1 protein-coding gene is annotated in these 772 nt (G+C 65.0%); it reads right to left on the minus strand.

Going from position 1 to position 772, the window contains the following annotated elements:
- The coding region (locus A5753_RS06285; protein WP_156655969.1) for an AMP-binding protein at nt 1-772 on the minus strand (772 nt) is incomplete at both ends.

Genomic DNA, 772 nt, shown 5'->3' on the forward strand with positions numbered 1-772 from the left:
CACCAGCCACATACAACTCACCGACCACCCCAGCGGGCACCGGACGCAACCAGTTATCGAGCACAAACAACGCCGCTCCGGGCACCGGCGACCCGATCGGTACCTCCCTGGAACCCGCTGCCAGCGGCGCGCTGATAGTCGCATACACCGTCGTCTCTGTGGGGCCGTAGGCATTGACCATCAATTGCCGGGCTGCCCAGCGGTCTACCAGCTCGGCCGGGCAGGGCTCAGCGGCGACCACCAACGCCGCCAAATCCAGCCCTTCAGGTGAGAGCATCCCCGCAGCCGATGGGGTTTGGCTTAGCACGCTGACCTGCTCACGAACCAGCAACGCGTGAAGGTCTTTTGGTGAGCGGACCACCGACTCGGGCACCACCACCAACCGCCCGCCGTGCAACAGCGCCCCCCAGATCTCCCACACCGAATAGTCAAACGCCAACGAATGACACTGGCTCCACACCTGCCCCGACAGCTCGAGGTCGGCGTCCAACGTCTCCAACAGCCGCGTCACATTACGGTGACTGACCGCCACCCCCTTAGGCACACCAGTAGTGCCCGAGGTGTAAATCAGATACGCGATGTCGTCCTCTGCCGGCCCCGGCAATCCAGTGCTGGGCTGGGTGTCGATGCGCGCATCGTTGACCTCGATCACCGACAGCTCATAGCCCTGCACCCGCTCGGCCAACTCCGCGGTGGTCACCACCGCGACCGGCCCCGCATCAGCGAGCATGAACTGCATCCGCGCCCCCGGCTGTGTCGGATCGATCGGCAC

Source organism: Mycobacterium sp. 852002-51971_SCH5477799-a, assembly GCF_001667145.1.
Classification (GTDB): domain Bacteria; phylum Actinomycetota; class Actinomycetes; order Mycobacteriales; family Mycobacteriaceae; genus Mycobacterium.